Consider the following 24,741-nt stretch of genomic DNA (forward strand, 5'->3'; position numbering starts at 1 on the left):
GTTAATTCACCTCGGGCAGCCAGATGGTAAAGGTTGTGCCCTGACCGGGTTTGCTTTGCACATCGAGCGCACCGCTTTGTCGATCAATCAGGGTCTTGGTGATAGACAGGCCAAGACCCGTCCCCTCGCGGCGTTTGGTGGTGTAGAACGGATCAAAGATACGGTTCAGCACCTTTGCATCCATGCCCGATCCGGTATCGCGCACCGTGATCAGAATGCCCGGTTTGCCATCGCGGTCACTATCGGCATCAATCAGGGTCAATGTGCCGCGGTCCGGCATCGCATGCAGGGCATTGACCATCAGATTAACCAGGACCTGTTGCAATTCGGTTCGGTTCATCAAAACCAGTCGGGTGGAGGTTTGTTCGCGGACAACTTCGATCTCGGCCCGGCCCAGCAGATGGGCGACCAGTGGCAGGCAATCATCGATCACCTGCCCGACGCTATGGCGTTCAACGAAACCAGCATATTCTTCGGGTTTGGCAAATTGCAGAAGCTTGGTCACGATCAGATTGATGCGATTAACCTGTTCATCAATCAGACGGATTTCTGTATCGGCCAGCCTTACATGATCGCCCAAAAGTTCGCGCAAAACATCAAGGTTGCCCTGAATAACCGCAACCGGGTTATTGATTTCATGGGCAACGCCAGCGGTGATTTCACCGATGGCGGCCAGCTTTTCAGACATGATCAATTGTTTGGTGGTGGTTTCAAGTGCCTGATTGGCATCACGCAATTCGCGCGTCCGGGCATCAACCCGGGCATTAAGTTGATCATTCCACGCGCGCAGGCGTTTATCGCGTTCCTGCACCTGATCAAGCAGATCATCAAGATGTTCTGCCACCAGCGAGATTTCATCATGGACCTGATTAAGGTTGGTCCGTGCGGAAAAATCGCCATTTTCGACCCGGCCAATCGTATTGGTCATCCGTTCAAGCGGTTTGAATATGCCGCGCGCCCAGCGCAGAAATATCGGAACAGACAGGGCCGCGACAAACAAAAACGCCCCGATCAGGATCAGCAGGCTTTCATATTTGGTCTGGGCAAAGGGGGCTTCGAGAAAGCCGACATAGAGCATCCCGACCCGTTTGCCATAACTGTCCTTGATCGGCTCATAGGCCGATATGTACCAGTCATTAACCACAAAGGCCCGGTCCAGCCAGACTTTGCCATCTTCAAGCACGGTCTTGCGCACAATACCTGAAACCCGTGTGCCCAATGCACGGCGATCAGCAAACAGGCGGACATTGGTGCTGACCCGGACATCATCAAGAAACAGCGTTGCCGTGCCCTGGCTTCCTTCGGGCAGGCTGCTTTGCCGATAGACCAGATCATTGATCGTATCAATGAAGCCCAAATTCTGATTAAGCAAAATACCACCAACCAAGGCCCCGTCCCCACCCGATGGCAGGGTAACGTGGCTGGCGGAATGCACGACCATGCCCCGTGTTTCGGCATTGCGGGTGGTTGGCACCGCATTGGGTGTTTCAATTAAATCAAGTTGCGCGCGCGCCGCAAGGTCAGGCGAGATCGCGGCAAGATCGGTATTGCTGAAAATATCAACGCTGGTGGATGATTGCCCGGCAAAGGCACTGGCGATAACGGGCCAGTTATCATCGCCATTGAACGCACCACTTTGATCCACCCCATCGATCAGATACAGGAAATCAAGACCCAGATCGCGCTGGCGTTTGGCCAGCAGGGCATTAACCGCATCGGGATCTTCGGATGTCAGAACGGTGCGAAAGGCCACCGATTGCCCCAAAGATTCAATTTGTTCGCCGGTGTTTTCAAGAATATGGGCGAAATATTGATGGGCAATGGTCAAATCGCCGCTGACCTTTGATGTCAGAAGGGCATCAAATTTGGAATTCCACCGCACCATCATCACGCCAAGCAACAAAGGCAAGATGACAAGGGTTGGCAAAAGTGCAATCGCCAACAGCTTGAACCGCACCGACCGGGTCCGCTTGGGTCGCTTTAAACCAAACAGCGACAAAGCTTTCATCACAGATCCCAGCTTGCGCATTTACGATCAATCGTCTTGCGCGAGACCCCCAGACGCCGGGCAGCTTCGTTACGATTGCCGCCGGTTTTATAAAGCATCGCCAGAATGTGACGGCGTTCCATTTCATCAAGTGTTTCATCGCCTTCAACGGCCGATCCCTGATCTGCGCGTTCTTCGCGAAACTCATCAGGGAAGCGGCCAAGGATCAAAGTGCGTTCAATCAGATTTCGCAATTCACGCACATTGCCCGGCCAGTCATAGCGCGTAAGCCCGGCACGCACCGCACCATCCATTGGCACCTGTCGCACGCCAAGCTGTTTGGAAAGCTTGGTCATGAACAGTTCCGCCAGTTCAAGCACATCATCACCGCGCTCATGCAGGGGCGGCATTTCAATATGCATGACATTGATCCGGTAAAACAGATCGGCCCGGAAACGCCCGGCTTCGACTTCGGCCTCAAGATCGGCATTGGTGGCAAAGATAAACCGCAAATCCACCGGGGCTTCGCGTTCCGATCCAACCGGGCGGATACGGCGGCTTTCAATTGCGCGCAAAAGTTTGCTTTGGGTGGCAAGCGACAGCTCGCCCACTTCATCCAAGAACAGGGTTCCGCCCTGTGCATGCATGAACAATCCATCGCGGGCCGATTGCGCGCCGGTAAAGGCGCCTTTGACATGACCAAACAGCTCGGCCTCGATCATTTCAGACGGGATGGCGGCACAATTGATCGGCACAAACGGCTTTTGCACGCGGTCCGATAAGGCGTGCAAGGAGCGTGCTGTGACTTCCTTACCCGTCCCGCTTTGCCCCGAAATCAGGATCGAGGTTGGCAAGGGCGCGACACGGGCGATGGTTTCGCGGATTTCCTGAATTTGGGCTGAATAGCCAATCAGTTTGTCACGCAGCAACACATGATCGGATGTCGCACGCAGTTCGTGACGCAACACATGGTTTTCACGGCGCAACCGCATCCGGTCAAGACAACGGGCAACCGCATTTAAAATCTGGTTGGAGCGAAATGGTTTTAAAACAAAATCCACCGCCCCGGCGCGCAATGCCTTGATCGCGGTATCAAGGTCGGCATAGGCCGTCATGAGAATGGCATCAGAGAAAAAGCCGATCTCGCGCTGTTCGGTCAGCCATTCGACCCCGCTTTTACCCGGCATGATGTTATCCAGAATAACGACGTCGAAATGGTGTTGATCCAAAAGGGCGGTGGCAGCTTCGCAATCGGCGGCCTCTTCAACCCGTTTGGCCCGCGGACCAAGGGTGCGGACCAGAAAATTGCGCATCCCCGGTTCGTCATCGACAATCAGAATGGATGCCTTTTCCAGCCAGGGACCAAATTCCGGGCCCGGCGCGCTGTAATTTTCATCATTGCCAACGGCGGGTGTCGCCGTTTCGGGCGCACCCAAGACGTTCGATTTCATAACCTTCCTCCGCTGAAACTTATTTTTATTTTCAAAAAGCTTAGGGTCAGGACTCATTAATTTGTTTGGAATGGTCAATCAGATTTGTGCGGATACGCGAAGCGAATCAGCAGGAAGATATTTATCTTTCAATGTTTTGCGACAAAGTAGCCCGTGCAAATCCGATTGATCCGAATGACAGTCGTTATATTTGCGAACTCCGGCGTCAAAACCCTTGTACGGGATACCAACCCGCCCTGCGGGCTTTTCCTTGGAGTTCGCAAATATAACGACTGCCATTCCAATCAAATTAATGAGTCCTGACCCTAAATCAGCAGAGGCGGAAAAGCAAAACCGTTGGTCGCAAGCCGGTTGTTATCGCACGCAATTGGCGCATGCCGTAGCGTCAATCGCGACGATTTTGTTCTATGATAGACTGCATGTAAGGAAAGCCTGACACCCCGAACGGACAAAGGACAGCATTCTGATGCTGCCCTTTGCGTCTCGGAACGTGATCGATAACGGTCTTAGTGCGGAATAACCGCCGTTGCTTCGATCTCGATCATGGCTTCATCTTCGACCAATGCATTGACCACAACCATGGTCATCGCCGGGAAGTTTTTGCCAAGAACATTACGGTAGGCCTGACCGACTTCGCGCTGTTTGGCGAGATATTCCTTTTTGTCGGTCACATACCATGTCAGGCGTGTCAAATGTTCCGGTTTGCCACCGCCAGCTTCAAGAACGGCGGCAATGTTTTTAAGCGCCTGTTCCATCTGACCGACAAAATCCTTGGCAACGAAGACCTGATCGGCGTTCCAGCCAATTTGTCCTCCGATATACAGTGTCGCACCTTCTGCCAACACACCGTTTGCATATCCCTTGGGCTCTTTCCATCCGTCTGGCTGAACGATTTTATGCATTTTTTTCTACCACTTGATTGATTTCTTTTTCGATTTTGGCACGCAAGTCATCAGGCCATGCCACCGACTTTCCGGCCCCTTTTTTCGTAAAGACCAATGTTAAACTTGATTTCAGGCGTTGTTCGTCCCCGGCAAGCGCGACGATTTCCAGATCAAGGCTGGATCGTCCGATGCGCAGCGGTTCGAGTTTAAATTCCAGCAAATCACCCAGCATGCTTGGCGCGGTAAACGCGATGGTCAGGCCCGCTGTCGGAACAGCAACCTGCATCGGACCATGCATGGTTGGAAAACCACAGCCGATCACAACATCAAACCATTCTTCAACCGTGGCATTCACCATTTCAAAATAGCGGGGGTAAAAGACAATCCCCGCCGGATCGCAATGTTGAAACAGGACTTTTTGCCGATAGGTGAAGACTGCCATATCAGACCCCCAGATACCGGTCGGCAAGCGCGTCGGTCAGCTCGTTAACCGCACCGGTCCACGCTGTGACGCCCTTTTCGACAACCACGTATCGATCAGCGACACCTGAAAGTTCTTTGAGCGACTTGTCAACGACAAGGATCGTCAAACCCGACTGTTTCAACTGATTGATCGCAGCCCAGATTTCCTGCCGGACAACGGGTGCCAATCCCTCGGTCGCTTCGTCCAAAATCAGCAAACGCGGATTGGTCATCAAGGCCCGGCCAATGGCCAGCATCTGTTGTTCCCCACCCGAAAGCGTCATCGCCTTTTGATCACGCCGTTCGGCAAGGCGCGGGAACAAGCCGGCCACCCGGTCAAAATCCCATTCGCCGGGACGGGCCGCCGCAATCAGGTTTTCCATCACACTTAAACGGGCAAAGCACCGGCGGCCTTCCGGCACCAGACCAAGACCAAGACGGGCGGCCTTGTGCGATGGCATTTTTGCCAGATCCTGTCCGGCAAAGCGGATTGAACCATCCCGATGTTCCATCATGCGACAGATGGTTTTGATCGTGGTGGTCTTGCCCATGCCATTGCGGCCCATAAGCGCAACCGCCTCGCCTTCATTCAGCGACAGATCAATGCCAAACAAGGCCTGTGAAGCACCGTAATAGGCGGTCACCCCATTGAGTTCGAGAAGTGCAGTCATATCAGGCGTCCTCCCCGAGATAGGCACGTTTCACGTCATCATTGCCGCGAATTTCATCAACCGTCCCGGTGGCAATCACCCGGCCATAGACCAGAACAGAAATCCGGTCTGCCAAGGCAAAGACCGCATCCATGTCATGTTCGACCAAAAGGATCGGGGCCTGCCCGCGCAAAGTATCAAGGAACCCGGTCAGACGTTTGGACCCTTCGGGCCCCATGCCTGCCATTGGTTCATCCAACAGGAACGCTTTTGGTTCAAGCGCCAAGGCGACCGCCATTTCAAGCTGCCGACGTTCACCGTGCGAAATATCGGCCGCACGCATTTGCGCACGATCGGCCAGACCAACCCGTTCAAGCTGCGCCATCGCCGGTTCAACCAGTGATGCGTCGCTTAAAACCGGGCGAAAGAACCGAAACACCTTGCCGCTGACCGATTGGCGGGCAAGCATCACGTTCTGCAGCACCGAGAACTCCGGCATCAAGGATGATACCTGAAACGTTCTGGCAAGCCCCATACGCGACCGTGCAACCGCATCAAGTTCGTTGATGTTTTGGCCGTTGAAATGGATCTCGCCACTGTCTGATTTGATCTCGCCGGCGATCTGTTTGATCAGGGTCGATTTCCCCGCCCCGTTCGGGCCGATCAGGGCGTGAATTTCGCCGGGACGCAGATCAAGCGTTACCGCATCACTCGCCAGCAGCGATCCAAACTGTTTGGTGACTTTTGAAAGTGAAAGAATGGCATCAGGCATGTTTGCGTTCCCCCGCCAATACACCGACAAGTCCGCCACGGGCAAACAGAACAACAATCAACAGCAACACACCAAGCGGCAATTGCCAGAATTCCCAAACCCCACCCAGAAGATGTTCAAGGATGATGTAAAGCCCGGCCCCTGCGAGGGGTCCGAACAAACGTCCAACCCCGCCCAGAATCACAAACACCATGATCTCACCCGACATATGCCAGGACAGCATGCTGGGGCTGACAAACCGGTTGAGATCGGCATAAAGCGCCCCTGCCAAGGCCGTAATCATTGCCGAAATCACAAAGGCCACCAGACGAATGCGGAAGGGCGCAATGCCAACGGCGGTCATACGCTGCGTGTTCTGACGCGCCCCTTGCAATGCCAGACCAAAGCGTGACCGGATCAGAACGGCCGAAAACACCATTGAAATCCCCAGCATCACCGCACAAAGCGCAAAGAAGCTGATCGGATCAAGGGTATTAAGCCCCGGGAACCCGTTGCGCACATAGATCGACAATCCGTCTTCCCCGCCATAAGCCGGCCAGGAAATGGCGAAATAATAGATCATCTGCGCGAACGCCAACGTGATCATGATGAAATAGACACCACTGGTCCGCAGCGTAATCGCGCCGATGGCCAGCGCAATCAGGGCCGATGCGATCAGGGCGACAATCCAGATAATGATCATCTGGGTGGTGCCTTCAAGTTCGAACGGCCAGGACAGGATCGGTTCGTAATTCAGCGCATGGCTGGCAAGGATACCGGCCGCATAACCGCCAATCCCGAAGAATGCCGCATGGCCAAAGGACACAAGCCCGCCATAGCCCAGAACAAGATTAAGCCCGACACCGGCCATGGCAAAGATCGCCACCTTGGTTGCCAGTGTAATGATGAAGGGTTCATCCATGCCAAGTGCGATCAGCGGTACAGCAACCAGCGCAATGGCAAGAACGGAATTGATAAGTGTTTCGCGGTTCATGGTCATATCAGGCTTCCGTCCCGAACAAACCGCTTGGACGCAGGAATAAAACCAACGCCATCACGATATAAATCAACATGGATGCAAGTGCAGAACCAATGGCGGTTGCACTCGCCGGATCAAGGAAGGTTGCGAAGGCGTGCGGCAACAAAAACCGCCCCATCGTGTCGGTAAAGCCGACCAGAAGCGATCCGATCAGGGCCCCTTTGATCGATCCGATACCGCCAATCACAATCACAACGAATGCCAGAATAAGAACCGGCTCGCCCATCCCGACCTGAACCGACTGGGTGGTGCCGACAAAGGCACCGGCAAGACCGGCAAGGGCAGCACCCAAGGCAAAGACAATCGTGTAAAGACGATCAATATTCACACCAAGGGCGGCAATCATGCCGCGATCTGCTTCGCCCGCACGAATACGGATACCAAGGCGGGTTTTCCCGATCAGAAGGAACAAACCGGCGGCTACGACGAAGCCCGCAATAATGATGGCAAAGCGAAACAGCGGATATTCCAGATTACCGGGCAGAACAACCGTCCCGCTTAAGAAATCAGGGACGCTGAGGAACAGCGGGAAGGATCCGAAAATCCACCGCGTGCCTTCGGAAAAAATCAAAATAAGCGCAAAAGTCGCCAGAACCTGATCAAGGTGATCACGGTTATACAAGCGGCGAATAATCAGCATTTCAACCAATGCACCGGCAAGGGCTGCGGCCATCAAGCTTGCAACAAGGCCAAGCCAGAACGAACCGGTCCATGCCGCAACAGCCGCACAGGCAAATGCACCAACCATATAAAGCGAGCCATGGGCCAGATTAATCAGCCCCATCACGCCGAAAACCAGCGTCAGTCCCGATGCCATCAAAAAAAGCATCACACCGGACTGAAGGCCGTTTAACAGCTGCTCGATGAAAAGAGAGAACATTATTGAATAACTCCGTCACAAGGTGGTCGGGGGCCGATAGTTAATATCGGCACCGGCCCCCACCGTCTTGTTCGCTCGTGATTACATCGAGCATTCCGACGCATATGCGTCAGAGTGGTCTTTAAGAGCAACGCCAACAATTTTGTTGGTCAGAACGTCGCCTTCTTTCACGACTTCACGGACATAAATGTCCTGAATCGGATGCTGGTTCGGACCAAAGACAAACTTGCCACGGACCGAATTGAAGTCAGCTTCGCGCAATGCGTTGCGGAAAGCTTCCTTGTCCGAAACGCTTGCTTTGCCCATTGCCGAAAGCAACAGGTTTGCAGTGTCAAAGCCGTAAGACGCATAAAGCGACGGCAGACGACCATATTCAGCCTGGAAGGTTTCTACGAATGCCTTGTTGGTGGCATTGTCGATGTCTTTCGACCAGTTCGAGGTATTTTTGAAACCAAGTGCGTCATCACCGACGGCACCAAGGATACCCTGATCCATCGAGAACGCCGGACCGATCAACGGAAGATCAACACCCGACTGAGCATACTGTTTCATGAACGCAATGCCCATGCCGCCCGGAAGGAAGAAGAAGACGCTGTCAGCACCCGATGCGCGGATTTCCGCGATTTCGGCTGCATAATCGGTCTGGCCAAGCTTGGTGTAAACTTCGCCTGCAATGTCACCAAAGAAGAAGCGTTTGAAACCTGCGAGGGAATCTTTGCCTGCTGGATAGTTCGGCGCAAGAATGAAGGTCTTGTTATATCCTTCGGTCGAGGCATAGCCACCAGCTGCTTCATGCAGGTTGTCGTTCTGATAGGAAACCGAGAAATAGTTCGCATTGCAGCCTTTGCCAGCCAGCTGCGACGGGGCAGCATTGACCGAAAGATACAATTTGTCCTGTGCAACAGCAGACGGCACAACAGCCATCGCCAGGTTCGACCAGATGATACCGGTCAGAACATCGACTTTTTCTTGCTGGATCATTTTGTCTGCAAGCTGAACAGCAACGTCCGGTTTGCGCTGATCGTCTTCGATCACGACTTCAAGGTCAGGATTGTTTGCCTGTTTAACGGCAAGCATAAAGCCGTCACGTGCATCAATACCCAAACCGGCACCACCGCCCGAAAGCGTTGTAATCATGCCCACCTTCACCGGATCAGCATGCGCTGCCCCGGCAACAAGCAATGCAGCCACTGCTGCAATGGTTGTCTTAATACCCTTCATTTAAGCCTCCGTGTTTATACATTTATTCGTTTAGCAACACGTTGATCCCACGACATTTATGTCTTTTCGCGTCGTGGTTTTTACGAACTTGATGCCTGCCCCTGATCTTGCAGTATTTGCATCATGTCCGTCCATCCTCAAAGCGTGGTTCGCACCCGCCAGAGTTCAGGAAACAGTTCTACTTCCAGCATTTTCTTCAGATAACTGACACCACCCGTGCCCCCGGTCCCGCGTTTAAAGCCGATCACGCGTTCGACCGTGGTCACATGGTTAAAGCGCCAGCGACGGAAGTAATCTTCGAAATCCACCAGCTTTTCAGCCAGTTCATACAGCGACCAGTATTTGGCAGGATCGCTGTAAACCTTATGCCAGGCGGCAATTACCGCATCATCTGGCGTATAGGGCTGTGACACATCCCGGTTCAAAACATGATCAGGAACATCAATGCCTTCGCCCGGCAACAGATGAAGTGCTTCGTCATACAGGCTGGGCGTTGCGAGTTCGTTTTCAAGCATCGCCAGAATGTCTTCGCGGTGCGCATGGGGGCGCAGCATCGCAGGGTTCCGGTTGCCCAGCATGAATTCGATCTGACGGTACTGATAGGACTGGAACCCAGATGACGGGCCAAGCGCATCGCGGAATGTGGTGTAATCGCTTGGCGTCATGGTCCGCAAAACGTCCCATGCGTTATTAAGCTGTTCAAATATCCGCGACACGCGGGCCAGCATTTTAAAGGCCGGGCGCAAATCACCGCCATGAATGGCACTGCGTGCGGCATTGATTTCACGGATCGCAAGTTTCATCCAAAGTTCGGACGTCTGGTGCTGAATGATAAACAGCAATTCGTCATGGGCATCCGAATGCGGATGCTGTGCGCTCAGGATCGCATCAAGCGACAGATAATCCCCATAGGACATCTGATCGGAGAAATCCGTTCGCGCACCTTCCGTGCTTGGATCATAAGGTTTGGTTTCTGTTTTCTTGATCATGTTACGGCATTCCGTTTGTGGAATTCCGGTTTGTCCCACGCCTTGGTTTCCATGATCTCGGCCAGGATCTTGACCGCACCATCAACATCCGCATTGTCGATATAAAGCGGGGTGAAGCCAAAGCGGATGACATCGGGTGCCCGGAAATCACCAATCACACCGCGCGAAATCAGTGCCTGCATCACGGCATATCCCTGATCAAACTTGAACGACACCTGCGATCCGCGATGTTCCGGATTGCGCGGGCTTGCCAGTTCCAGCATCGGACAGAATGCTTCGACCCCGGCAATGAACTGTTCGCAAAGCTCAATACTGCGGTTGCGGATATCGGCCATTTCAATGCCGTCCCACGCCTTCAATGCTTCTTCAAGAACCGTCATCTGAATGACCGGCGGCGTACCAACACGCATCCGCGAAACATCAGGTGCCGGGGAATATTGCGGGTCAAAAGCAAATGGTGCGGCATGACCCAGCCAGCCCGACAAAGCAGGGCGGATGGTTTTGGCATGATCCGGGCGGACATAGATAAAGGCCGGGGCACCGGGGCCACCATTCAGGTATTTATAGCTACAGCCCACGGCGAAATCGGCATTGCACCCGACAAGATCAACCGGCACGGCACCGGCCGAATGGGCAAGATCCCAGATCACAATCGCACCCGCTGCGTGGGCAAGATCGGTGATGCGTTTCATGTCATACATGCGCCCGGTACGGTAATCGACCTGGGTCAGCATCAAGACAGCCAGATCTTCATTGATCAGGCTTTCGACATCTTCGGGATTTGGCGTTTTAAGAACATGGCCCTTATCAAGGCTTTTGATCAGGCCATCTGCCATATAAAGGTCGGTCGGAAAGTTCCCGTTATCAGAAACGATGACTTTGCGATCCTGGCGCATTTCAAGCGCACTTGCCAAGGCCTGATAAACCTTGATCGACAAGGTATCGCCCATCACCACAGTACCGGGTGCCGCCCCGATCAAACGCGCGACAAGATTGCCGACACGTTCGGGTTGCTCCATCCATTTGGCATCATTCCAGCCGCGGATTAGCATTTCGCCCCATTCATCCTCAATCATCGCCTTGGCACGGTTTGCTGCCGATTTCGGCAGCATGCCAAGCGAGTTCCCGTCAAGGTAGATGATACCTTTCGGGATATGGAACAGGGATTTGGTGGCGGCAAAGTCGGTCATGCAGACGGTTCCTGTTTCAGTCTGAAGCGCTGAATTTTTCCAGTCGCGGTTTTTGGCAGTGTCTCGATGAAGACGATGGAACGCGGGTATTTAAACGGCGCGATCGTCGCTTTTACATGATCCTGAAGCTCTTTGGCCATCTCGGCTGTTGGATGAAAACCGTCTGCAAGCACGATATGGGCCTGAACAATTGTGCCGCGTTCTTCATCGGGTGCGCCAATGACCCCGCATTCAGCCACAGCAGCATGTGACAACAAGGCGGATTCAACTTCCGGCCCGGCAATGTTATAGCCCGACGACACGATCATATCGTCATTGCGCGCAGCAAAATGATAGTAGCCGTCTTCATCAACAAAGAACGCATCCCCGGTCAGGTTCCAGCCATCGCGGACATAAACGCACTGACGCACATCCCCCAGATAACGACAGCCCGTTGGCCCCCGCACTGCAAGTCTGCCAACGGTGCCAACCGGAACTTCGTTCATGTCGTGATCAACAATTTTGGCTTCGTAGCCGCCAACTGGACGCCCGGTGCAGGCGGCGTGACTGTCGCCAAAACGGTTGGAGATAAAGATATGGAGCATTTCCGTCGCGCCAATGCCGTCAAGCATCGGTTTTCCGGTTTTTGCCATCCATGCGTCATAAACCGGTGCGGGCAGAGTTTCCCCGGCCGAAACGGCGGCACGCAGCGATGACAAATCGGCACCTTCGTCCATTGCCGACAGCATCACGCGGTACGCCGTTGGTGCGGTAAAGCACACGGTCGCCTTATAGGTTTCGATGATTTCGATCATGTTGGGCGGGGATGCTTTTTCAAGCAAGGTTGCCGTCGCACCAAAACGAAGCGGGAAGATCGCAAGCCCACCAAGACCAAAGGTAAAGGCAAGGGGTGGTGATCCGACAAACACGTCATCCGGGGTAACGTTCAGCACTTCTTTGGCATAGCCATCAGCAATGATCAAAAGATCACGGTGGAAATGCATGGTCGCCTTGGGGCTTCCGGTCGTGCCGGATGTAAATCCAAGAAGGGCGACATCATCGCGCCCGGTTTTGACCGCTTCGAACTTGACCGATTTGGTCAGCGCAATGCGATCAAGTTCCGCATCATGGTTGGCTGTACCATCAAACCCGATAACCTTTTTAAGGAATTTGCTGTCTTTGGCACAGGCAACCAGTTCATCCATCAGGCGCGTATCGCACAGGGCAAATTCAATTTCGGCCTTATCAACGATCTGGCCCAGTTCGCCCGCGCGCAGCATCGGCATGGTATTGACCACAACCGCACCGGCCTTGGTTGCCGCCAACCAGCACGCAACCATTGCCGGATTATTGGCCGACCGGATCATGATGCGGTTGCCCGGCTTAACGCCGTAATCTTCGACAAGGGTATGGGCGATCCGGTTGGTCCAGTCTGCGAGTTCCTTATAGGTCCGCTGACGACCATTTCCGATCAGGGCCGTGTTATCGCCAAAACCCTGTTCGACCATCTTGTCGGTCAGTTCGACCCCGGCATTCAGATATTCCGGATAGTCAAACCCGTCCAGATTGAATTCCGGCCATTCTGCGACCGGGGGTAAATTGTCCCGTGTGAAGCTATCGGTATGTGCGGTTGGTCCGAGCATTTTGAAGTCCCTGATACAGCCATTATTGCGCCAGCGTTTGCCGTGCGATGATTATTTTCTGGACGTCTGACGCGCCTTCATAAATGCGAAGAGCGCGAATTTCCCGGTAAAGCGTCTCGACGATGTGGCCACTGCGCACACCATCGCCGCCATGAATTTGCACCGCCTTATCAATGACGGTTTGTGCATGATCGGTTGCATAAAGTTTTGCCATCGCGGCTTCGCGGCTGACCCGTGCGGCACCGCTGTCTTTGAGCCACGCTGCGCGATAAACAAGAAGCGCACTTGCATCGATATCCAGTGCCATGTCCGCAACATGACCCTGAACCATCTGAAGATCGAAAAGCGGCGCGCCAAACAATTGGCGTTCGGAAACGCGCGTGACGGTTTCATCCAGTGCACGGCGGGCAAAGCCAAGTGCGGCTGCCGCCACGGTCGAGCGAAACACATCCAGAACCGACATCGCAATTTTGAACCCATCCCCGCCTTTGCCAATCAGGGCACTTGCCGGAATGCGGCAATCGGTGAATTTCAAACGTGCCAGCGGATGCGGGGCAATGGTGTGAAGACGTTCAGCAATTTCAAGACCCGGTGTGTCACCCGGAATGACAAAGGCCGAAAGCCCCTTGGCCCCCGGTGCTTCGCCGGTGCGGGCGAACACGCAATAAAAATCGGCAATGCCGCCGTTGGAAATCCAGGTTTTCTCGCCATTCAGAACAAAGTCATCGCCATCGCGCTTGGCATCAAGGGCAATATTGGCAACATCTGATCCCGATTGCGGTTCGGTCAAAGCGAAGGCAGCGATCCCTTTGCCGGAACGTACTTTCGGAAGCCATTCCCCCCGGAGGGCTTCGGTTCCAAACAAAGAGATCGCGCCACTCCCCAGCCCCTGCATGGCAAAGGCAAAATCGGCCAACCCGTCATACCGCGCAAGCGTTTCACGGATCAGACAAAGGGAGCGTACATCAAGTTTTGATGTGTCATCGGTGTGGTCAATCGCAGCATGTGAAAGCCATCCGCCACCCGCCAGCCGAGCAACGAGATCGCGGCATGCATCATCAACATCGCTGTGGTCGATGCCATCAAGATTGGCCAACGCCCATGTATCAAGCTTTGCCGCCAGTTCACGGTGACGGTCTTCGAAAAACGGCCAATCAAGATAGGATGTATCTGCCATCAGTTACCCTCAAACACCGGTTTTTCTTTGGCGACAAAGGCCTTGTAGGCGCGATTGAAATCTTCGGTCTGCATGCAAAGTGCCTGTGCCTGTGCTTCGGCCTCAATCGCCTGTTCGATCGACATATTCCATTCTTGCGCCAGCATGGTTTTGGTCATCATGTGACCGAAAGTCGGACCTTGGGAAATACGGGTTGCCAACGTAATTGCTTCGGCTTCAAGAACATCCGCCTCGACCACACGGTTATAAAATCCCCAGCGTTCGCCTTCGTCCGCAGACATCGACCGCCCGGTATAAAGAAGTTCTGCCGCACGGCCCTGTCCGATGATGCGCGGCAGGATCGCACATGCCCCCATGTCACATCCGGCAAGACCAACACGGGTAAACAGGAATGCTGTTTTGGACGCAGTCGTTGCCAGGCGAAGGTCGGATGCCATGGCAATGATTGCCCCCGCACCCACACAAACGCCATCCACTGCCGCAATCACCGGCTTACCACAGCCAATGATCGACTTGACCAGATCACCGGTCATGCGGGTGAATTCCAAAAGACCTTTCATGTCCTTGGCGATCAAGGGACCGATAATGTCATGCACATCCCCGCCAGAACAAAAATTGCCACCGTTCGATCCAAAGACAACCGCCTTGACGTCATCGGCATAGACCAGATCGCGGAACGTATCGCGCAGTTCGGCATAGCTTTCAAAGGTCAGCGGGTTTTTACGGTCCGGGCGATCCAGCGTAATGACTGCAACGTCACCTTCCATCCGCCAATTGAAATGGGTCGGTTTGATGTTGGCCATTTTAGTCATGGGGCGCCTCGTTATGATGAGAAATGGTACGCAAAATCCGGATCAACGCATCGGCATCACCAGATGACAGATCGGAAAACAAATCCGACACCCAGCTTTCATGCACCAATGCCCGTTCGGCGAAATCTTTTTCGCCGTCACTGGTCAGGCGCACGATGGATGCGCGACGGTCATTTTCGACCGGCACACGCACAATCAATCCTTCGGCCACCAAACGATCAACAATGCCTGTTACATTGCCGTTCGATACCATCAGGGATTTGGAAAGTTCGCTCATCCGCATGCCGTCGCGTTCACGATAAAGGGCGGCCAGAACATCAAATCGCGGCAAGGTCGATCCAAATTCAAGGCGCATCTTTTCGCGCAACTCGCCTTCGACCTTCCGCGAGACTTTCAATATCTGAAGCCATGCGCGCAGACGGGCCTTAGACAGGTCAGACGTTTCGTTCTCCGCGTGACCGGGAAGCCCTTGGGAATTGTTCATATTCATATTTCTCCTCCCGAAACGGAAATCGTCTGTCCGGTCATAGAGGCCGCATTCGGGCTGCAAAGCCACATCACGGTGTCGGCAACCTCTTGCGGTTGGATAAGGCGGTTTTGCGGATTGATTTTGGCCAGGCTTGCGCGCGCATCATCGGCGCTCATGCCGGTTTTTGCGACAATGTTATCCAGCGATTTTTCAAGCATCGGCGTTTCCATAAAGCCCGGACACACCGCATTGACCGTAATCGGGGTTTTGGCAAGTTCTGCTGCCATGCCCTTAACCAAACCAACAACGCCATGCTTTGCCGCGCAATAGGCCGTGACATAGGCATAACCCTTTAGCCCGGCGGTTGATGCGATTGAAATCAAACGCCCCGGCTTGGTCTTGTCCATCACAGCCAAGCCTTCGCGGAAGGTCAGAAACGTTCCGGTCAGATTGACATCAATCGTGCGCTTCCACAGATCAACCGATGTTTTTCCAATCGGCGCACTTTCCGCCATGCCTGCATTGGCAATCACCAGATCAGGTGCGCCGATGACATCAATCATGGTCGCATACATCGCACGAACAGATGCTTCGTCGGTGACATCCGCAGTGATCGCTGTGATGTTTTCATGGTTGGCGATCTCGGCCAATGCATCTGCACGACGGCCAGAAACAGCAACCTTTACCCCGGCATCTGCCAGCATGCGGGCCATCACGGCTCCCACCCCGGAACCACCCCCGGTAATCAATGCTGTTTTGACGGCAAGACCAGCCATAGGTGCTTATACCTTTCCGGTCATGGTTTCAGCCCGCTCGGCCAAACGGTGCATCTGATCCCGGCCCGGATAATAGGGTGCTGGCCAGTTTTGTGTCTGGCTGCCAAGGGTCGCTGCCTGATGCAAAGTCCAATACGGATTGGCCAAATGCGGACGGGCCAGACAGACAAGATCGGCACGCCCGGCCATCAGGATCGAGTTGACGTGATCAGGTTCGTAAATATTACCGACCGCCATGGTCGCAATCTTGGCTTCGTTACGAATACGATCAGAGAAAGGCGTTTGGAACATCCGACCATAAACCGGCCGGGCTTCCTTGGTCGTTTGACCGGCCGAGACATCACAGATGTCAACGTTATTGGCCTTCAGAATACGGGCGATTTCAACCGCTTCTTCGGGCGTAACACCAGCATCCCCGACCCAGTCATTGGCCGAAATACGGACAGATAACGGCTTATGCGCAGGCCATGCGGCACGCACCGCTTTGATAACTTCAAGCGGATAACGCATGCGGTTTTCAAGTGACCCGCCATATTCATCAGAACGGATATTGCTGACCGGGCTGATGAAGGATGACAGAAGATAACCATGGGCGGCATGAACTTCGATCATGTCAAACCCGGCACGATCGGCCATCTGCGCACCAGACACAAACTGATCCCGGACCATGTCCATATCGTCGCGTGTCATTGCCTTTGGTGTCGCATTCCGATCCGACCATGCAATGGCAGATGCCGACAAAAGCGGCCAGTTATCATCAACAAGCGGCGCATCCATTTCTTCCCAACCAAGCTGGGTCGACCCCTTACGCCCGGAATGACCGATCTGCATGCACAGTTTGGCATCGGTTTCGCTATGAACGAAATCGACAATGCGTTTCCATGCCTGTTCGTGCGATCCGTCATACAGCCCCGGACAGCCCGGCGTGATGCGACCATCGGCCGACACACAGGTCATCTCGGTATAAACCAGCCCGGCACCACCCTTGGCCCGTTCGGCATAATGCACCAGATGCCAATCGGTCGGGCAGCCATCAACCGCCTTGTACTGGGCCATTGGCGATACAACGATGCGGTTTGTCAAATCCATATCGCGCAATTTGAACGGCACGAACATTGGATGACGCACCGGTTCATTTGCAGGAACACCTGCCTTGCGCTGGAACCAGCCTTCTGCTTGCCCAAGCCATTTGGCATCGCGGACACGCAGATTTTCATGGCTGATACGTTGGGATCTGGTCAGCAGGGAATAGGTGAACTGGACGGGATCGAAATCAAAATACCGTTCGATTTCTTCGAACCATTCCATCGAATTGCGCGCAGCCGATTGCAGGCGCAGCACTTCAAGACGGCGTTCGTCTTCGTACTTGCCAAAGGCAGATTTCAAATCCGGTTCGGAATGCAGGTAATTTGCCAGCGCAATCGCACTTTCAAGCGCCAATTTGGTGCCCGACCCGATCGAGAAGTGGGCAGTCGCCGCAGCATCGCCCATCAGCACGATATTGTCATGCGACCAGCTTTCACACAGCACACGCGGGAAGCTGATCCAGGCTGAACCACGGACATGGTGCGCGTTGCTGATCAGGTTATGGCCGCCCAGATGATCTTTGAAGATTTCCTCACAGGTTGCGATGGAGTCTTCTTTGCTCATCTCGCCAAAGCCAAAGGCATCCCAGGTACTTTGCGAACATTCGACAATGAAGGTCGCTGTTTCATCATCAAACTGATAGGCATGTGCCCAAACCCAACCTTTGTCGGTTTCTTCAAAGATAAAGGTAAAGGCATCATCAAATTTCTGATGGGTTCCCAACCAGACAAACTTGCATTTGCGGTTATCGATATCGGGTTTGAACTGCTCGGAAAATTCGGTGCGGGTTTTGGAATTCAGACCATCACAGGCAACGACAAGATCATATTCCTTGGCGTAAACCGATGCACTTTGTGCTTCTGTTTCAAAGCGCAGCTCAACACCCAGTTCCCGCGCACGCGCCTGCAACAGGAGCAAAAGCTTTTTGCGGCCAATGCCACAGAAACCATGACCGGTCGAAATGGTTTTCTCACCGCGATACTCAACCGCAACATCATCCCAATAGGAAAAATGCGCCCGAATCGCCTCGGCACTTTTGGCGTCGTTTTCAGCAAGGTTCGTAAGAGTCTCGTCAGACAGCACAACGCCCCAGCCAAAGGTGTCGTCAGGCTTGTTGCGTTCAAACACCACGATGTCATTCGCGGGATCACGCAATTTCATTGATATTGCAAAATACAGCCCCGCAGGACCGCCACCCAGACAAGCTACTCTCACCAGCTTTTCCCTTCCTGATTTGTTTGGTTGTTTCGGGAAACTGATAAAACGGTACGCCTCGAATTGTTTTATTTCAAGCATAAATATTTTGAGTTTGAAATATCTGCGAATTTGCCTAGAATTTGGCTTATAAACATTCTGCGCTCATCGCTCGCACGCGGCATCGGGCACACAACCAAATCGACGTCAGGAAAGACCATCATATGATTACCGACTGGGACGATGCTTATGCCAACGGCGACTACATCACAGATGCCGGATCATATCCGGGCATGTGGGCCAAGCAATCCGGTCAGTTTCGCGAAACCCTTTTGACCGCCAACCGGGCCGAGCTTGACATTGCCTATGGCGATGGACCCCGTGAAAAATATGATCTGTTCCTGCCTGACCGCACGCCCAAGGGCCTTGTTGTGTTTGTCCATGGCGGCTATTGGAAGGCGTTTGATAAATCAAGCTGGTCGCATCTTGCCCATGGTGCGGTTGCCAAGGGATGGGCAGTTTGCATGCCAAGTTATGTCTTGGCCCCCAATGCGCGTCTGTCGCAAATCACCCGTCAGGTCGCAACCGCCATCACCCACGCCGCAAAACGGATTTCAGGCCCCATTCATCTGGCTGGACATTCCGCAGGTGGACATCTTGTCAGCCGCATGGTCAGTGAAACGTCCCCACTGTCACCAGCAATCCTTGCGCGTGTGGAAAATACGGTGTCCATCAGCGGCCTTCATGATCTGCGCCCGCTTTTGCAAACATCGATGAATGATGTTCTGGGGCTTGATGCCGACGAAGCCGTTGTTGAAAGTGCAGCCCTTCTGCGCCCCACTCTTCCATGTTCGATCACGTGCTGGGTCGGTGCGGATGAGCGCCCCGAATTCGTCCGTCAAAATGATCTTCTTGCCAATATCTGGACCGGGCTTGGTGCCGCCACCCGCGCAGTTCACGCCCCGGAAAAACATCATTTTGATGTCTTCGCCGATCTGGCCGATCCGGACTCTGATTTAACCGCCTGTCTTCTCACCCCGATCAATCCGGAGGACATTTGATATGGCGACCGTCACACTAACCCTTGCCGATGATGTTGCAGTCATCACGATTAACAATCCACCCATCAATGCCACCAGCCATTCGGTCCGTGCCGGGTTGGTCGATGCCCTTGATAAGATCGATGCTGATATAGCGATCAAAGCTGCTATCCTGATATGTGACGGCAAAACCTTTATCGCCGGTGCGGATGTGAGCGAATTTGGCCAACCGCCCAAGAACCCGATCCTGCCCGATGTGATCAAACGTCTGGAAGCATCGACAAAACCGGTCATTGCCGCGATCCACGGCCATGCGCTGGGCGGCGGGCTTGAGGTTGCCCTGGGCTGTCATTACCGGATTGCCGAAACATCCGCCAAGCTTGGCCTGCCGGAGGTCAGTCTTGGCCTTATCCCCGGCGCGGGCGGCACAGTGCGTTTACCGCGCCTGATCTCGACCGAAAATGCCATCTCCCTGATCACAGGTGGTAAACCGGTTTCAGCATCCACGGCAAATGACATGGGTCTGATCGATGCCATTGCCCATGGTGAATTGATCGATGCTGCCAAGGATTTTGCCAAAACCATTATCGATCACCCTTGCCCGACTCCCCTTGTGAACCGCGCCCCTGTTGACACCCTTAGCGATGATCAATGGCAAGAAACTTTTGCCGCCGTCACAAAGAAGGCCCGCGGTCAGATTGCCCCGCAGATCGCCACAACCGCCATTCGCACCGGGATCGAACAGGGTGCAGTGGCTGGCCTTCTGCATGAGCGCGAAAAGTTTGTTGAGCTGCGCGACAGTGATCAGTCCAAAGCCCTGCGTCATATATTCTTTGCCGAACGATCCGTCGGCAAACTTCCTGACCTTGACGGGGTTAAACCCAACACTCTTTCAGAAATTGGTGTCATTGGCGGCGGTATCATGGGGGCGGGCATTGCAACCGCCTCGCTTTTGGCCGGGTTCAAAGTAAAGATCATTGAACGCAACGAAGATGCCTGTGCCAATGGACACGCAACTGTTGAAAAGCACCTTACTGGGAGTCTTAAGCGCGGCCTGATCACACAGGAACGGTTTGATGGCGTGATGGCATCGCTTTCAACCAGCATGGATTATGCCGATCTTGGCAATACCGATCTTGTGGTTGAAGCCGTCTTTGAAGACATGTCTGTCAAACATGATGTGTTTGGCAAACTCTCTCTTTATTGCAAACCCACAGCGGTTCTGGCATCGAACACCTCGTATCTTGATATCAACGAGATTGCGGCAAAATGCGTTAACCCCGCGCGGGTCATCGGGCTTCATTTCTTCTCGCCCGCCCATATTATGAAGCTTCTTGAAATCGTACGCACAGAAAAGGCCGATGCCCAAAGCCTTGCGACCGCCTTTGCCTTTGCGCGTAAGCTTGGCAAGATTGCCGTGCCGTGCGGTGTGTGTGACGGCTTTATCGGCAACCGGATCATGTCCGCCTATCGCAAGCATTGCGAATACATGCTCGAAGATGGCGCCCTTCCCCATCAGATTGACGATGCCATGGTGGCATTCGGTTTCCCCATGGGGCTTTTTGCCATGCAGGATATGGCCGGCCTTGAAATTTCATGGGCTACCCGCAAACGCCTTGCTCCCTTCCGTGATCCGTCTGAACGCTATGTCGCCCTTGGCGATTATCTGTGCGAAATGGAACGGTTCGGCAAAAAGAACGGCCTTGGCTGGTATCGTTACGACGAAAACGGCAAAGCCCAACCAGACGAAGATGTTGATGCATTGGTTATTGCCGAGTCCGCAAAAAAGGGCATCACGCGCCGCAATTTCACCCATGACGAAATCATCGCAACCATCCTGTCCGCCATGCAAAACGAGGGCGACAAGATATTGGCCGAAGGCATCGCCAACAGCCCCGATGCCATAGATGTTGTCATGATCAATGGATATGGCTTCCCGCGGCATAAAGGCGGGCCAATGTTTTTGGCCCGATCCAAGTAACAACAGGGCCCTGGCAGGAGGCAAAGACTTTACGAGTCCAATTGCTTTCTGCCCCTTCTGGCTGAGCATGCGATCTGGTCATCCACGGGCTTGAAGTGCCTATTGCACACTCTGAACTGACGTCAAAGTCATGGCTATTGTGACTTTTGGTCGCACAATACAGCACAGCGTCGCAAACCTACTGCATATTTGACTTAACATTTCTGCCACCTAAAGATCATTCCGAAATAGATTTTCGGATTGTCAAATCTTCGCGTTTGGCGATCAAAGAGCAGGCTACCTGCCGACGACGATTAGGGAGATTTTGGGTGAGAGAGACAGCCCATGACGCCGACTGTGCTTGGCACGTGACTGAACATATGTGTTTTGCATCCGGTCGAAACACATATCGCCCCCTGATCGATGATCGCGCGGCGAAAGATCAATCACGACCTGCTTTCAGGTCTACGTCATTGTATCCTGTCTGTCCAATACCTCGGCCAACTTGGCTGTAACGCGTCCAAACCCTTTCTGATCAAAAATTAGGAAGGTTGAACGACAAGAATGTATACTTGTTCCATAAGACGCTAAGGATCTGCTGCGGAAGTTGTGCTCTTCACAGGATCCTTTCCAGGCGCCACATAGAAGCCGAGGTATTTGACCATGCCTGACATTAAACAACTCCTGCACCGTCGCGAAAAAGGCAAAAGCCTCGAAGCGCCATTTTACAATGCGCAAGATATCCTTGATCTCGACATTGAGGTGATTTTTGGTCAGCATTGGATTTTCGTTGCGACCGAGCCAGAGCTTCCGGAACCGGGCGATTGCGTTACGGTCGAGGTTGGGCAGGCCTCGCTTCTTTTGCTGCGCGGCGACGATATGCAAATTCGCGGCTTTCACAATGTCTGCCGCCACCGCGGCGCGCGCCTGATTGATGAACGCGCAACGACGATTGGCAACATTGTCTGTCGCTATCATGGCTGGACCTATAACGAAGATGGCGAGCTGATCCTTGCCGACCATATGGGTGCGGGATTTGATAAAAGCTGTCATGGGCTTAAATCAATTCATGTGCGGTCCATTGCCGGTCTGGTCTTTATCTGTCTGGCGGAAAATGCGCCCGATGACATCGAAGAGATGGCGCGGGTCATGGAACCCTATATCGCCCCGCATGATGTCGCCAATTGCAAGGTCGCCCATACGTCTGATCTGATCGAAGACGGCAACTGGAAGCTTACGATGGAAAACAATCGCGAGTGTTATCACTGCGAAGGCAACCACCCGCAGCTGACCGTTCCGTTGTCCGAATTCGGGTTCGGGTTCTCCCCTGATGAAACCGACGAACGCCGTTCAGAAGACATCAAGAGCTATCTGAGCATGCTTGAAAACGACCACAAGCATTGGGAATCCTGCGGCCTGCCTTCTGCCGAGTCTGATCATCTGGCAAATGTCACCGGTTTCCGCACCATGCGCCTTCCGCTGATGCGAGAAGGGGAATCCCATACGCTTGATACCAAGGTCGCCTCGAAAAAGCTGCTTGGCAAGTTCACCGATGCGCGATTGGGCGGGCTTAGTTTCTGGACGCACCCGAATTCCTGGCACCATTTCATGAGCGACCATATCGTCACGTTTTCGGTGATCCCGCTTAGCCCGGACAAGACGTTGGTGCGTACCACCTGGCTTGTGCATAAGGATGCGCATGAAGGGGAACATTATTCGCTCGATAACCTGCTTCAGGTCTGGAAGATGACCAATCAGCAGGACGCCGATCTGGTCCGCCTTGCCCAGCTTGGCACGCTGACCCCTGCTTATGAACCGGGCCCCTATTCCGAATATACCGAACCGCATGTCGAAGCATTCTGCGACTGGTATATCAAACGGCTTAATGATCACTTCGCCTCTAACACGTCTGAATTGGCTGCAGAATGACACAGCAAAACGGCCCTGACGCGACGCCACCCAGTGTCACGACACAAGAAGAAATGCTGACCGAAGCAACACGTGTTCCGCTTTGGGACCCGGAATATGACGACGTGCTGGTGTGCCGACAGGTCCGTCAGGAAACCCATGATGTAAAGACCTTTGTCTTTTCGGGCCGCGAACCCCGCGACTTTCGGTATTATCCCGGACAGTTCATGACCTTTGAACTTCCGATCGAAGGCATGGTGACGCGCTGTTATACCATCTCGGCGTCTGCTGCCCGTCCCTATCGCCTTGAAATCACGGTCAAGCGCGTACCGGGTGGCCCGGCATCGAACTGGCTTCATGACAACATGATCCCGGGCAAGGAAGTGAATGTTTCCGGCCCCGGTGGTGAATTCACAACCGATGCCACGGCGGACGAGAAATTTCTGTTCATCTCGGCAGGCAGCGGCATCACGCCAATGATGTCGATGACGCGAACAGCGTGTGATTTATCAGAACCAAACGATCTTCATTTCATCCATGCGGCCAGAACGCCGTCAGATATGATTTTCCATGACGAGCTGTTGCTGTTGGCGTCGCAAAATTCGGGCTTGAAGCTGTCATTTACCTGCGACACGGCAGCCGCACACCACCGATGGACCGGCTATACCGGACGGCTCAGCCTTTCGATGCTGTCGTTGATGTCGCCGGATTTCAAGGATCGCAAAATATTCTGCTGTGGACCGGGCCGCTTCATGGAGGGTGTTCGCAACATGCTCGGTGAAGCTGGCTTTGACATGGAAAAATATTACGAGGAAAGTTTCGACTTCGGGGCTGAAACCGCCGGAACGCTTGAAGAACACGCATCTGTCGCGCCCGAAATCAGCGAGCAGACTTTCCGTGTCAGTTTCAGCAAAACCGGTCATGTGGTGGAATGCAGTCCGGGCATGACGATCCTGTCAGCTGCCCGCGAAGCAGGCTTGCGCCCGATGTCATCCTGTCAGCGGGGAATTTGCGGCACCTGTAAATCAAAACTGATTTCGGGCGATATCGACATGCACCATAATGGCGGTATCCGACAGCGCGAGATTGATCAGGGCAAAATCCTGATCTGCTGTTCGACACCTTTGTCCGATATCGAAGTCGAAATTTGACGGCCCTCTAACCGTATCAAAGCCCAAAGCGAAATCTGCAAA

General features: G+C 53.6%; 21 protein-coding genes. 4 read left to right on the forward strand and 17 right to left on the reverse strand.

Annotated elements, in window-relative coordinates:
• Position 1 precedes the first annotated feature (1 nt).
• The 17 genes from RIC05_RS11240 to RIC05_RS11320 all read right to left on the reverse strand — a co-directional run bounded on the left by RIC05_RS11240 (position 2) and on the right by RIC05_RS11320 (position 18,661).
• Positions 2–2,008 carry a sensor histidine kinase gene (locus RIC05_RS11240; protein WP_350046352.1) on the reverse strand — a complete coding sequence of 669 codons (2,007 nt, stop codon included), beginning with the start codon at positions 2,006–2,008 and terminating at the stop codon, positions 2–4.
• Entirely contained in the window at positions 2,008–3,438 is a 1,431-nt protein-coding gene (locus RIC05_RS11245) for a sigma-54-dependent transcriptional regulator (RefSeq protein WP_350046353.1), read from the reverse strand. Before RIC05_RS11245 ends, RIC05_RS11240 begins: the two co-directional genes overlap by 1 nt.
• Positions 3,439–3,944: 506 nt before the next feature.
• Positions 3,945–4,340, reverse strand: a complete 396-nt coding sequence (locus tag RIC05_RS11250) for a RidA family protein (protein ID WP_350046354.1) — start codon at positions 4,338–4,340, stop codon at positions 3,945–3,947.
• Positions 4,333–4,764: an acyl-CoA thioesterase gene (locus tag RIC05_RS11255; protein WP_350046355.1), complete on the reverse strand. Its 432-nt coding sequence runs from the start codon at positions 4,762–4,764 to the stop codon at positions 4,333–4,335. Before RIC05_RS11255 ends, RIC05_RS11250 begins: the two co-directional genes overlap by 8 nt.
• 1 nt (position 4,765) lies before the next feature.
• Positions 4,766–5,455, reverse strand: a complete 690-nt coding sequence (locus RIC05_RS11260) for an ABC transporter ATP-binding protein (protein ID WP_350046356.1) — start codon at positions 5,453–5,455, stop codon at positions 4,766–4,768.
• 1 nt (position 5,456) lies between these two features.
• The gene (locus tag RIC05_RS11265; protein ID WP_350046357.1) at positions 5,457–6,206 is read right to left on the reverse strand and encodes an ABC transporter ATP-binding protein; all 750 of its coding nucleotides are present in this window, start codon (positions 6,204–6,206) and stop codon (positions 5,457–5,459) included.
• Positions 6,199–7,185, reverse strand: coding sequence for a branched-chain amino acid ABC transporter permease (locus RIC05_RS11270; RefSeq protein WP_350046358.1), 987 nt, complete (start codon positions 7,183–7,185; stop codon positions 6,199–6,201). Before RIC05_RS11270 ends, RIC05_RS11265 begins: the two co-directional genes overlap by 8 nt.
• 1 nt (position 7,186) lies before the next feature.
• Entirely contained in the window at positions 7,187–8,104 is a 918-nt protein-coding gene (locus RIC05_RS11275) for a branched-chain amino acid ABC transporter permease (protein ID WP_350046359.1), read from the reverse strand.
• A gap of 81 nt (positions 8,105–8,185) precedes the next feature.
• Entirely contained in the window at positions 8,186–9,325 is a 1,140-nt protein-coding gene (locus RIC05_RS11280; RefSeq protein ID WP_350046360.1) for an ABC transporter substrate-binding protein, read from the reverse strand.
• Between the two features lie 137 nt (positions 9,326–9,462).
• Positions 9,463–10,314 carry a tryptophan 2,3-dioxygenase gene (gene kynA, locus RIC05_RS11285; protein WP_350046361.1) on the reverse strand — a complete coding sequence of 284 codons (852 nt, stop codon included), beginning with the start codon at positions 10,312–10,314 and terminating at the stop codon, positions 9,463–9,465.
• A complete protein-coding gene (kynU, locus tag RIC05_RS11290; RefSeq protein ID WP_350046362.1) occupies positions 10,311–11,504 on the reverse strand; it encodes a kynureninase in 1,194 nt (397 codons plus the stop codon). The genes kynA and kynU overlap by 4 nt, the downstream gene beginning before the upstream one ends.
• Positions 11,501–13,126, reverse strand: coding sequence for an AMP-binding protein (locus RIC05_RS11295; RefSeq protein ID WP_350046363.1), 1,626 nt, complete (start codon positions 13,124–13,126; stop codon positions 11,501–11,503). The genes kynU and RIC05_RS11295 overlap by 4 nt, the downstream gene beginning before the upstream one ends.
• A 22-nt stretch (positions 13,127–13,148) precedes the next feature.
• On the reverse strand, positions 13,149–14,303 hold the full coding sequence (locus RIC05_RS11300; RefSeq protein WP_350046364.1) for an acyl-CoA dehydrogenase family protein: 1,155 nt from the start codon (positions 14,301–14,303) through the stop codon (positions 13,149–13,151).
• Positions 14,303–15,115: an enoyl-CoA hydratase family protein gene (locus tag RIC05_RS11305; RefSeq protein ID WP_350046365.1), complete on the reverse strand. Its 813-nt coding sequence runs from the start codon at positions 15,113–15,115 to the stop codon at positions 14,303–14,305. Before RIC05_RS11305 ends, RIC05_RS11300 begins: the two co-directional genes overlap by 1 nt.
• Complete coding sequence (locus RIC05_RS11310; protein ID WP_350046366.1) at positions 15,108–15,599, reverse strand: MarR family winged helix-turn-helix transcriptional regulator; 492 nt, start codon at positions 15,597–15,599, stop codon at positions 15,108–15,110. The genes RIC05_RS11305 and RIC05_RS11310 overlap by 8 nt, the downstream gene beginning before the upstream one ends.
• 2 nt (positions 15,600–15,601) lie before the next feature.
• The gene (locus RIC05_RS11315) at positions 15,602–16,360 is read right to left on the reverse strand and encodes an SDR family NAD(P)-dependent oxidoreductase (protein WP_350046367.1); all 759 of its coding nucleotides are present in this window, start codon (positions 16,358–16,360) and stop codon (positions 15,602–15,604) included.
• A gap of 6 nt (positions 16,361–16,366) precedes the next feature.
• The gene (locus RIC05_RS11320) at positions 16,367–18,661 is read right to left on the reverse strand and encodes a bifunctional salicylyl-CoA 5-hydroxylase/oxidoreductase (protein WP_350046368.1); all 2,295 of its coding nucleotides are present in this window, start codon (positions 18,659–18,661) and stop codon (positions 16,367–16,369) included.
• 203 nt (positions 18,662–18,864) lie between these two features.
• On the opposite strand from RIC05_RS11320, the gene RIC05_RS11325 reads away from it, so the two are divergent.
• The 4 genes from RIC05_RS11325 (at position 18,865) to RIC05_RS11340 (ending at position 24,699) form a co-directional block, all read left to right on the forward strand.
• On the forward strand, positions 18,865–19,701 hold the full coding sequence (locus RIC05_RS11325) for a hormone-sensitive lipase (RefSeq protein WP_350046369.1): 837 nt from the start codon (positions 18,865–18,867) through the stop codon (positions 19,699–19,701).
• Between the two features lies 1 nt (position 19,702).
• Positions 19,703–21,661 (forward strand): 3-hydroxyacyl-CoA dehydrogenase NAD-binding domain-containing protein, encoded by a 1,959-nt coding sequence (locus RIC05_RS11330; RefSeq protein ID WP_350046370.1) that lies wholly within the window; start codon positions 19,703–19,705, stop codon positions 21,659–21,661.
• A 642-nt stretch (positions 21,662–22,303) separates the two neighbouring features.
• Positions 22,304–23,569 carry an aromatic ring-hydroxylating oxygenase subunit alpha gene (locus RIC05_RS11335; protein WP_350046371.1) on the forward strand — a complete coding sequence of 422 codons (1,266 nt, stop codon included), beginning with the start codon at positions 22,304–22,306 and terminating at the stop codon, positions 23,567–23,569.
• Entirely contained in the window at positions 23,566–24,699 is a 1,134-nt protein-coding gene (locus tag RIC05_RS11340) for an FAD-binding oxidoreductase (RefSeq protein WP_350046372.1), read from the forward strand. Before RIC05_RS11335 ends, RIC05_RS11340 begins: the two co-directional genes overlap by 4 nt.
• Positions 24,700–24,741: the final 42 nt, after the last annotated feature.

Origin of the sequence: Thalassospira sp. (assembly GCF_040218635.1) — a bacterium.
Lineage (GTDB): Bacteria > Pseudomonadota > Alphaproteobacteria > Rhodospirillales > Thalassospiraceae > Thalassospira.